Source organism: Parolsenella sp. (assembly GCF_982402205.1).
The window spans coordinates 1-9,500 of the sequence record NZ_CEVYAT010000053.1 but is presented as its reverse complement, the minus strand read 5'-3'; the positions used below and the strand labels follow the sequence as shown (position 1 = coordinate 9,500).

General features: G+C 65.2%; 9 protein-coding genes and 1 pseudogene. 5 read left to right on the top strand and 5 right to left on the bottom strand.

Translation table 11 applies throughout. The features are described from left to right. The coding region (locus AC1VTH_RS04310; protein WP_481334888.1) for a hypothetical protein at positions 1 to 366 on the bottom strand (366 nt) is incomplete at its 3' end. Between the two features lie 111 nt (positions 367 to 477). Here AC1VTH_RS04310 and AC1VTH_RS04305 point away from each other — a divergent pair. Beyond that, positions 478 to 852 carry a hypothetical protein gene (locus tag AC1VTH_RS04305; protein WP_481334886.1) on the top strand — a complete coding sequence of 125 codons (375 nt, stop codon included), beginning with the start codon at positions 478 to 480 and terminating at the stop codon, positions 850 to 852. A gap of 83 nt (positions 853 to 935) precedes the next feature. Here AC1VTH_RS04305 and AC1VTH_RS04300 read toward each other — a convergent pair whose 3' ends face one another. The 4 genes from AC1VTH_RS04300 to AC1VTH_RS04285 all read right to left on the bottom strand — a co-directional run bounded on the left by AC1VTH_RS04300 (position 936) and on the right by AC1VTH_RS04285 (position 4,847). Continuing rightward, positions 936 to 1,598, bottom strand: coding sequence for a DUF1015 family protein (locus AC1VTH_RS04300; RefSeq protein WP_481334885.1), 663 nt, complete (start codon positions 1,596 to 1,598; stop codon positions 936 to 938). 97 nt (positions 1,599 to 1,695) lie between these two features. Continuing rightward, positions 1,696 to 2,859: a phosphoglycerate dehydrogenase gene (locus AC1VTH_RS04295; RefSeq protein WP_481334884.1), complete on the bottom strand. Its 1,164-nt coding sequence runs from the start codon at positions 2,857 to 2,859 to the stop codon at positions 1,696 to 1,698. Positions 2,860 to 2,901: 42 nt separating this feature from the next. Then, the gene (gene serC, locus AC1VTH_RS04290) at positions 2,902 to 3,999 is read right to left on the bottom strand and encodes a 3-phosphoserine/phosphohydroxythreonine transaminase (protein WP_481334882.1); all 1,098 of its coding nucleotides are present in this window, start codon (positions 3,997 to 3,999) and stop codon (positions 2,902 to 2,904) included. 194 nt (positions 4,000 to 4,193) lie between these two features. Beyond that, the gene (locus AC1VTH_RS04285; protein ID WP_481334881.1) at positions 4,194 to 4,847 is read right to left on the bottom strand and encodes a helix-turn-helix transcriptional regulator; all 654 of its coding nucleotides are present in this window, start codon (positions 4,845 to 4,847) and stop codon (positions 4,194 to 4,196) included. A gap of 165 nt (positions 4,848 to 5,012) precedes the next feature. Between AC1VTH_RS04285 and AC1VTH_RS04280 the strand changes: the two genes are divergently transcribed. The 4 genes and pseudogenes from AC1VTH_RS04280 (at position 5,013) to AC1VTH_RS04265 (ending at position 8,919) form a co-directional block, all read left to right on the top strand. After that, the gene (locus tag AC1VTH_RS04280) at positions 5,013 to 5,708 is read left to right on the top strand and encodes a helix-turn-helix transcriptional regulator (RefSeq protein ID WP_481334880.1); all 696 of its coding nucleotides are present in this window, start codon (positions 5,013 to 5,015) and stop codon (positions 5,706 to 5,708) included. Between the two features lie 495 nt (positions 5,709 to 6,203). Beyond that, positions 6,204 to 6,641: pseudogene (locus tag AC1VTH_RS04275) on the top strand (solute carrier family 23 protein); the annotation flags it as partial. Between the two features lie 110 nt (positions 6,642 to 6,751). Next, positions 6,752 to 7,585 (top strand): solute carrier family 23 protein, encoded by an 834-nt coding sequence (locus AC1VTH_RS04270; protein WP_481334889.1) that lies wholly within the window; start codon positions 6,752 to 6,754, stop codon positions 7,583 to 7,585. A 59-nt stretch (positions 7,586 to 7,644) separates the two neighbouring features. Continuing rightward, positions 7,645 to 8,919 (top strand): amidohydrolase family protein, encoded by a 1,275-nt coding sequence (locus AC1VTH_RS04265; protein ID WP_481334879.1) that lies wholly within the window; start codon positions 7,645 to 7,647, stop codon positions 8,917 to 8,919. The last annotated feature ends 581 nt before the right edge of the window (positions 8,920 to 9,500 follow it).

The window sequence follows — 9,500 nt, the reverse complement described above, 5'->3', positions numbered from 1 at the left end:
GCCCTCGTCCTCGTGCTCGAGGTAGTCGACGATGGCATCGAGGTCATCGTCATCGAAGGGCTGCTCGGAGGCGACGCTCGAGCGCGGGAAGGGCCGCGGCTCGTTGGCGGAGGAGACTGCGCCGCCGTTCTCAACGGTGGCTGCAGCGTTCGGAGCGGGGGAGGCTGGCGTGGCGCCGGGTGCTGCCGCCTTGGCGGCCTTCTCGGTCTGCTCGAGGCCCTGGGGTGCCGGCGGGCGCACGTCCGCAGGGGTCTCCATGCCGCCGTTGCGCCTGCGATTGCGCGCGCGTCTCACCAGGGCGAGGGCGAGCACGGAGGCGCCTGCGGCGATGGCCGCCGCCACGATGTCGAATCCATGGGTGCTCAAGCGTCTCTCCTCTCAGCTCGCGTGCCAGCAGCCCGCACCTGTATCCTTTCTACTATACCCATGCGCGTCGGCGCCCCTCGCGCCGCGCCTCGCCACACCCAGGGAGGACCCATGACCCAGGACATCCAGGCACTCGCCGCTCAGGTGGTCGAGGCCATTCGTGCAACGCCCGAGCTCGCCCAGCGCCTCGTCGAGGCGCCTGCGGCAACCGTCGATAAGATCTGCGGCGGCAACCTCGGGGTAGACCTCACGTCGTTCTTCATGGCCGTCCTCGACAAGCTCGAGGGACTCGACGTCGACCTCTCGGGCCTCGATCTGTCGCGCCTCGACCTCGACGCTCTCGACCTCTCGAGGCTCGACCCCACGCGCCTGCTCAGCATCGCCACCAAGCTTGGCATCGACGTCTCGAAGGTCGACATGGGCGCCATCGCGAGAAAGATGCTTGCGGGAGGCGGTCTTCTGGGCGGTCTCTTCGGCGGCAGATAATGGGACACTTAAGCCCGTAGCCTTACTGTCCCAAACCGCAGGAAACGTGGGACAGAAAAGCTACGGGCGGTAGCGTCCCAGGGCTAGGCGAAGCGGTGCATGAGAAGTCCCTGCAGCGGCAGGACGCTGCCGTCGGACACCTCGAGCTCTTCTTGCGTCACCAGCAGGGCAAGCGGGTGCAGCACCGGCGCGCGCTCGTCCAGGCTCCCGCGCCTCTCGCGCATGGCGTCTGCCACGAGCGCCGCTGCCGCAGCCTGCTCCTCTCCCGCCACGACATGCCCCTCGAGCTGCCCAAACGTGGCGCAGATGGCCTCGACGGCCTCGGGGCGGCTCACGCGCCACAGCACGAGCTGCTCGCCTGCGCGCTGCAGGTTGTAGAGCGGGGTCGAGGTGCGCGCGGCCCCCAGGATGTAGGAGAGCGCCACGTTCGCGGGGTAGGCGATCGTGACGGGCGCGTCGTGCGCCCCCAGCGCCTCGAGGTGGGCCGCCACCCGCTGGGCCTCGTCCTCGTACGCCTGCCCGCAGGCGATGCTCCCGCCCAGCTCGGACAGGTCGCAGCAGCACGCCACGGCCGTTGTCACCACGCCATTGGCGCCGTGGGCAACAAGGTAGAGCGCGCACGACACGTCGCAGGTGTAGTCGCCCGCCTTGATGGCGGCGTCGAGCTCGGCGGCTGTGGCAAACGTGCGCGTCGCGGCAACGCGGTCTGTCTCGGGGCGTGTGCAGGAGAAGGGCGAGACGAGCATGGCGCTCCTTTCATGGGAAGGCGGCCGTCGCACCCGCTCGGGCTCGTCGGCCGCCTTGGCTGGGACAGTTGCTCAGGCACCCATTGTCCCAGGGACGTTACTTGATGACACGGACGCGGTAGACGGCCGGGATCTCCTTGAGGGCGGCGATCGTCGTGTCCTCGAGGTGCTCGTCGGTGTCGAACATCGTGTAGGCGTTCTCGCCGGCGCTCTCGTTGACCATGCGCTGCACGTTGGCGTTGTCCTTGGCGAGGATGGCCGTGATCTGGCCAATCATGTTGGGGACGTTGGCGTGCAGGCAGGCGATGCGGCTCGCGGCGCGCGCCTTGCCCATCGAGCAGGCCGGGTAGTTCACCGAGTTGGCGATGTTGCCGTTCTCGAGGTAGTCCTTGAGCTCCGAGATCGCCATGTCGGCGCAGTTGGCCTCGGCCTCGCCGGTGCCCGCGCCGGAGTGCGTGGTGATGAAGGCGTTGGGCATCGTGACCGTCTTGGGCGTGGCAAAGTCCGTGGCAAACCACGAGAGGCGCCCGCCCTGCAGTGCCGCGTCGACCGCGTCCTCGTCGACGATCGTCTCGCGCGCGTAGTTGATGAGGACGGCGCCGGGGTTGAGCAGCCCCAGGACCTCGGCGTCGATCATGCCGATGGTGTCGGCCTTGCTCGGCACGTGCACGGTGAGGTAGTCGCAGCCGCGGCACAGGTCCTCGAGCGTGCCCACGCGCTGTACCTCGCGCGACAGCACCCAGGCGTGCTCGACCGAGATGAACGGGTCGTAGCCAAAGACCTGCATGCCAAGGTCGACGCAGGCGTTTGCCACCTTGGAGCCCACGTTGCCCAGGCCCACGACGCCGATACGCTTGCCCTTGAGCTCGCGGCCCACGAAGGCCTTCTTGGCCTTCTCGGCGTCGACGAGGATGTTGGGGTCGTCGGCGTGGGCGCGCACCCACTTCATCGACTGGACGACGCCGCGGCTCGACAGGATGAGCATCGCGATGACGAGCTCCTTGACGGCGTTGGAGTTGGCGCCCGGCGAGTTGAAGACCACGACGCCCTTCTTGGCGTACTCGTCGACGGGGATGTTGTTGACGCCGGCGCCGCAGCGGGCGATGGCACGGATGGAGCCGGGCAGCTCGTAGCCGTGGAGGTCGGTCGAGCGCATGAGGATGGCGTCGGCGTCGGCCGTCTCGTCGACGAAGTCGTAGCCCTCGCCAAACTCGACCTTGCCGTCCTTGGTGATGTCGTCGATCGTCTTGATGTGACGCATGGGGTCTCCTTCTCTGTGCGAGCGCATCGCGCGAAGTGGCTGCTAGTTGGTGTGGGTGGCCTCGAACTCGCCCATGTAGTCGACAAGGGCGCTCACGCCCTCGACGGGAACGGCGTTGTAGACGCTCGCGCGCATGCCGCCCACGAGGCGGTGGCCCTTGACGCCCACGAGGCCGCGCTCGGTGGCGCCCGCGACGAAGGCGGCGTCGAGCTGCTCGTCGCCGGTGCGGAACGTCACGTTGGCGATGGAGCGGCTGGCGGGCTGGGCGTGGCCGTGGAACAGGCGACTGTGGTCGAGGTAGTCGTAGAGCATGCCGCTCTTCTCGCGGTTCATGCGCTCCATGGCCTCAAGGCCGCCCTGCTCCTCGATCCAGTGGTAGACCTTGCCGCACAGGTAGATGCCAAAGGTGTTGGGGGTGTTGAGCATCGAGCCCTTCTTGGCCTGCAGGCGATAGTCGAGGTAGGAGGGGCAGCAGGGCAGGGCCGGTCCGTCCTTGATGAGGTCGTCGCGCACGATGACCACGGTGACGCCCGCGCACCCGGCGTTCTTCTGGGCGCCCGCGTAGACGAGCCCGTAGCGGCTCACGTCGATGGGCTCGGCGAGGAAGCAGCTCGAGACGTCCGCGACCAGCGGGATCTCGCCGGTCTGGGGCAGCTCGTGGTACTGTGTGCCAAAGATGGTGTTGTTCTGGCAGATGTAGACGTAGTCGTAGCCCGTGGCCTCGGCAAGCTCGCCCACGCCCGCAACCTCGGGGATGCGGTCGAAGCCGGTGTACTCGCTCGTGGCCAGGATGTCGACCTCGCCGTACTTCCTGGCCTCCTCGCACGCCTTGTTGGCGAAGTTGCCGGTGACGAGGTAGCCCGCGCGCCCGGCGCCCATGAGGTTCATCGGGATGCCGGCGAACTGCAGCGTGGCGCCGCCCTGCAGGAACAGCACCTTGTAGTTGCTCGGGATGTCGACGATGCGGCGCAGGGTGGCCTCGGTGTTGTCGAAGATCTTCTGGTACGCACCAGATCGATGGCTCATCTCCAGCACGCTCATGCCGCTGCCCTGGTAGTCGAGCATCTCGCTGGCGCACTCGGCCAGCACACTCTCGGGCAGGGCCGCGGGTCCTGCTGCGAAGTTGAAGACTCGAGCCATGGTTCCTCCTTGCCGCCCCGTGGGCGCTTGGTTTGCCTCCGCTTCAGGAAGGCACGTGTGCAAGTGCCATTAGGATACCCGCGTTGCGTGGAGGCGGCGCGTTACGCCTTGGTAACGAATGGCACCCGCGAGCCTAGCGTGCAGCTCGCGGGCGCCGTGCTGGGACAGTTGCTCAGGCATCTATTGTCCCGGGGCTAGTCCTGGGCCTTGGCCTCGTCGAGGTAGGAGTAGAGGGTGTACTTGGAGATGCCAAAGTACTTGCAGACCTTGGGGCCTGACTTCGTGATGAGGAAGGCGCCCGCGTCGTTGAGGTAGCGGATGGCGCGCACGCGCTCGTCCTTGCTCATGAGGGCGGCGGGCTTGCCCACGAGCTGCACGCTCTGCTCGATGAGGTCGTCGAGCAGGTCTGCCACCGAGCGCACGATGGGCTCGGGGTCGCCGGTGGGGTCGTCGCCAGGGCCCGTGCCGGTGATCGAGTTGAGAGCGTCTGCCGCGGCGGAGAGCACCGTGATGTCGTAGTTGATGCCCAGGATGCCCACGGGGACGTCGTCGGCGTTGCGGATGAAGACGGTCGAGGAGCGCAGGATGCGGCCGTCGGGCGTCTTGGTGAGGTAGGCCAGGCGGTCTGAGAGCTTGTGGACCTTACCGGCCTTTACGGCGTCGAGCACGATGTGGCTGGGGCCGTCGCCCACGCTGCGCCCCGTGACGTGGCCGTTCTCGATGGCGACGATGGACTTCTCGGGGTCCTTGGTCTCGAGGTCATGGACGACGACCTCGCAGTTGGAGCCAAACTGAACGGCGATGGCGTGTGCGAGACGAGCATAAAAGTCAGTCTGTGCGGCGTCCATGTTTTACCTTTCGCCAAAAAAGCGAGGACAAGTTGGCGGGTTGCGTTCGAGCTCTGTACCGTTCGTCCGCCCCAATGTTTCGTTCTACCTGCAAAAACTAACACAAAGTTAGTATCGGTCACAAGATATAATGAGTTACGTCGAATCGATTTTGCGGGAGGTTCCGTGAACGAGAAGGTCGCACAGCTCATGCCGTTCATCGACTTTCTGGGCGCTGCCCTAGGAAGCGCGACAGAGGTTGTGCTGCATGACCTCACCGACCCCGACCACTCGGTCGTCAAGATCGTGAACGGCCACGTCTCGGGCCGCACGGTGGGCGCGCCCGCCACGGCCTTCTCCCTCAAGATGGCCGAGCAGCTCCAGCACTCGGACGACTGCTTCGTGAGCGACTACGTGAGCACCACCGCAGACGGCCGGCCCCTGCAGAGCTCGTCGTACTTCATCCGCGACGACGAGGGCCAGATCGTGGGCATCATCTGCGTCAACATCGACCCGCAGCCCTTCCGCACGCTCGAGGACGGCCTCAAGGCCTTCATGGAGGCCTACCGTCACGGCGGCTCCGAGGAGTTCCGCGACACCAACCTCGACGCCGTACGCAGCGCCTACAAGGCGTCGAGCGTCGAGACCCTCTCCATCGGTGGTGCCGAGACGGGCGTGGCCGAGCAGGTCCGCTCGCTGCTGGGGGCGCTCGGCAAGACGTCGAGCGAGCTCGACCAGGCGGGGCGCATCGACATCATCCGCAGGCTCGAGGCCGCGGGCACCTTCCTCATCAAGGGCGCGGCCGCAGACGTCGCCGGCGAGCTGCACGTCTCGGTGCCGAGCATCTACCGCTACCTGCAGCAGGTCCGCCGCCAGGGGTAGGGACCCGCGCCTTCCTCTCCTGGTCTGCATCCTCATGCGCAGCCAACATTCTCGTCAATCTTCCAAGTGCGTGTCCAACGCGGGTAATAATCGGGCTCTAAGGCCCATAGCTACCTACGTTTGGCACGCGCTTTGATAACTGGCTGCGTTTGGCACGCACCTTGTGCGGCTCTCGCGCCCGGCGCGCTGGACCTCAGGCCGCCCGCCCCAAATAGGGGTCCATCCGGCGTTGTTGCTCTGGATGTCCATCCATCCGCGGTCATTTTGCTACCGTTCGCAACAACTTTTTATTATCAAACGTGATGAGAATTTATATTCAAGTTACCCGATGCGGAGAAGGTCGCACCTTTCGCGAAGGACCACGCCCCTCTCCGTGACCAACGGCACGAAACTCGCAGGTGGGCGTACGCGTACGGTACGAGCCACCTGCGGTGCCGGGGCTTCAACGACACGCGGGCAAAAGCCGCCCGCCTTGGTCTAAGGGAGAAACCCACCATGGAAGAAAAGCTCGACAAGTTGTTCCACCTCAAGGAGCGTGGGACCAACGTCCGCACCGAGGTCCTCGCTGGCCTCACCGCCTTCGTCACTGCCGCCTACGTGCTCGCGGTGAACCCCTCCGTTATGAGCGCGACGGGCATGGACTCCGGCGCCGTCTTCACGGCAACGGCGCTCGTGTGCTTCCTCGGCACGCTCGTGATGGCGTTGCTCACCAACTACCCGTTCGTGCTGGTGCCGAGCATGGGCCTCAACGCCTACTTTGCCTACACCGTGGTGCTGGGCATGGGCTATAGCTGGGAGACCGCGCTTGCCGCCATCTTTCTTGAGGGCGTCGTCTTTGCCCTCATCTCACTCACGAGCCTGCGCGACAAGATCTTCAACGCGATTCCGCTGAACCTTAAGTACGCAATCTCGGCGGGCATCGGCCTGTTCATCACGATCATCGGCCTCAAGAACTCCGGCCTCGTCATCAGCAGCTCCGCCACGCTCGTCTCGATCTTCTCGTTCACCGGCAGCATGGCCGACGGCACCTTCAACCGGCTGGTATCTCGGTTGTCCTGTTCCTCGTCGGGCTTGTCATCACCGGCATCCTCATGGCCAAGAACGTCAAGGGCAACATCCTGCTTGGCATCCTCATCACCTGGATCCTTGGCATCGTCTGCCAGCTCTGCGGCCTCTACGTCCCCAACCCTGACGCCGGCTTCGCGAGCCTGCTGCCCGACTTCTCCAACGGCCTCGCCGTTCCCTCGATCGCCCCGACGTTCATGAAGATGGACTTCTCGCACATCGCCGACCTGGGCTTCCTCGTGGTTGCCTTTGCCTTCCTGCTCACGAGCCTGTTCGACACCGTCGGCACCCTCATTGGCCTGGGCGCCAAGGCCAATCTCCTCGACGAGGATGGCAACATGCCCGGTGTGCGCGGCGCCATGATGGGCGAGTCCGTCGCCACGATGATCGCCGGCGTCCTGGGCAACTCCGCCACCTGCTGCTCGGTCGAGGTTGCCGCTGGCATTGCCGAGGGCGGCCGCACCGGCCTCATGGCCCTCACCACCGGCGTGCTCTTCCTGCTCTCGATGTTCCTCTCGCCGATCTTCCTGGCCATCCCGTCCTTCGCGACGGCCCCGGCCCTCGTCCTCGTTGGCTCGATGATGGCAAGCTCGGTGCTCTCAATCGACTTCTCCGACCCCTCCGAGTCCATCCCCGCCTTCCTGTGCTTCGTGGGCATGCCCTTCTGCTACAGCATCGTCGAGGGCATCTCGCTGGGCATCATCTCCTACGTGGGCATCAACCTGTTCTGTGGCAAGGAGAGCCGTAAGAAGATCAGCCCGATGATGTACGTCCTTGCGGCCATCTTCATCCTCAAGTACGTGCTTATCTAGCATCTAGCCAAGCCAAGTAACCGGCGGGCGCCGCGCACTCGCCTTCGATGGGAGAAACCATGGACAACTCGTTCGTTCTCAAGGGCAACGTCTGCTACAACACCACCCCGCAGGAGGTCTCCTGCACCGCCAACGGCTACGTCGTCTGCGTTGAAGGCAAGAGCGCCGGCGTATTCGCCGAGCTACCCGAGAAGTACGCGAGCCTGCCGCTCGTCGACTGCGGCGACCAGCTCATCATCCCGGGCATGAGCGACATCCACATCCACGCCCCGCAGTACGCCTTCCGCGGCCTGGGCATGGACCTGGAGCTGCTTGACTGGCTCAACACCCACACCTTCCCCGAGGAGGCCCACTACGCCGACCTCGAGTACGCCGGCCGCGCCTATGACATCTTCGCCAACGACGTGCGCCGCAGCGCCACCACCCGCGCCGTCGTCTTTGGCACCATGCACGTCGAGGGCACCGAGCTGCTCATGGACAAGCTCGAGCAGACGGGCGTCGTGAGCTACGTGGGCAAGGTCAACATGGACCGCAACGGTGGCGAGAACCTCGAGGAGACCACCGAGGCCTCCGCGGCCGACACCCGACGCTGGCTCGCCGATGTCGAGGGCAAGTACGAGCGCACGATGCCGATCATCACCCCGCGCTTCACCCCGAGCGTCACCGACGAGCTCATGGCCCAGCTTGCCGACATGGCCCGCGAGCACAACCTGCCCGTCCAGAGCCACCTGTCCGAGAACCCCTCCGAGTGCGGCTGGGTCAAGGAGCTCTGCCCCTGGAGCGAGTGCTACGGCGACGCCTACGACCACTTTGGCTTGCTCAGCAACCGCACTGTCATGGCGCACTGCATCTACTCCGATGACCGCGAGGTCGAGCTGCTGCGTGCGAGCGGTACCTACGTCGCCCACTGCCCGCAGAGCAACGCCCAGCTCTCGAGCGGCATCGCCCCGATTCGCCGCTACATGGACCTGGGCATGAACGTGGGCCTGGGCACCGACGTCGCCGGCGGCGCCAACCTCTCGATGTTCCGCTGCATGTCCGACGCCGTAGCCGTCTCCAAGCTGCGCTGGCGCCTTGTCGACGACAGCCTGGCCGCGCTCACCACGCAGGAGGCCCTGTGGCTCGCCACCGTGGGCGGCGGCTCCTTTTTTGGCAAGGTTGGCTCCTTCGAGGAGGGCTACGAGTTCGACGCCCTCGTCCTCGACGACTCCGCCATCGCCACCCCGCGCGACCTTGACGTGTGGGAGCGCGTCGAGCGCTACGTCTACCTCGCCGAGGAGGGCGGCAAGATCGCCCGCAAGTACGTCCGCGGCCGCGAGATCAACCTCGACTAGCCCTGAGCCATATCGCTCCTTCAACCTGCCCCCGACGGCCCTTCCCCTTCGCCATGCCCCTCCGTCATATGACTGGCTTTCCGCTCGTGTCGGTCGTATGCCATGGGGAGGACCTGCAGGCGCATTTGGCACGTCGGGAGGCGCCAGGCCCGACGGCGTGCCCCCGAACATGCGTTGTTCTCAAAACCAACTAACGAAACCGCAGCTAACAATGTGTGTTCAAGGTTTGTGGGCAACTACCGTTCACCGATTTGCCCTCGAGCGGTCACTAATTCGCAACCTTCCATAAACCTGCAGTTATTACAAATAGTTAGGTTTGATAACATTCTGTTTGCCCACTGCCGTTAAGCTGAGTTCTCGAGCCCAACGGCATTGCTTTGGGGACAATTGCACTATGCGATTTGCATGGTCGCATGCGCGAGTGCGGGGGAGGGCCCGCCTCCGAAATGGTTCGGCGCGCGAGGCACGGTACCACTGGTCAAAGGTGACAAACCCCGCCTGAGACAACGAAGGGAGCACCATGCTTATTGTCGGCAACGGTCGCGTCATCACCCGAGATGCGGATAAGCCCTATCTGGAGC

Excerpts from the sequence above, each read along its gene's own strand:
- AC1VTH_RS04305 (WP_481334886.1), top strand. The coding sequence starts at position 478 with ATGACCCAGGACATCCAGGCACTCGCCGCTCAGGTGGTCGAGGCCATT.
- AC1VTH_RS04300 (WP_481334885.1), bottom strand. The coding sequence starts at position 1,598 with ATGCTCGTCTCGCCCTTCTCCTGCACACGCCCCGAGACAGACCGCGTT.
- AC1VTH_RS04295 (WP_481334884.1), bottom strand. The coding sequence starts at position 2,859 with ATGCGTCACATCAAGACGATCGACGACATCACCAAGGACGGCAAGGTC.
- serC (WP_481334882.1), bottom strand. The coding sequence starts at position 3,999 with ATGGCTCGAGTCTTCAACTTCGCAGCAGGACCCGCGGCCCTGCCCGAG.
- AC1VTH_RS04285 (WP_481334881.1), bottom strand. The coding sequence starts at position 4,847 with ATGGACGCCGCACAGACTGACTTTTATGCTCGTCTCGCACACGCCATC.
- AC1VTH_RS04265 (WP_481334879.1), top strand. The coding sequence starts at position 7,645 with ATGGACAACTCGTTCGTTCTCAAGGGCAACGTCTGCTACAACACCACC.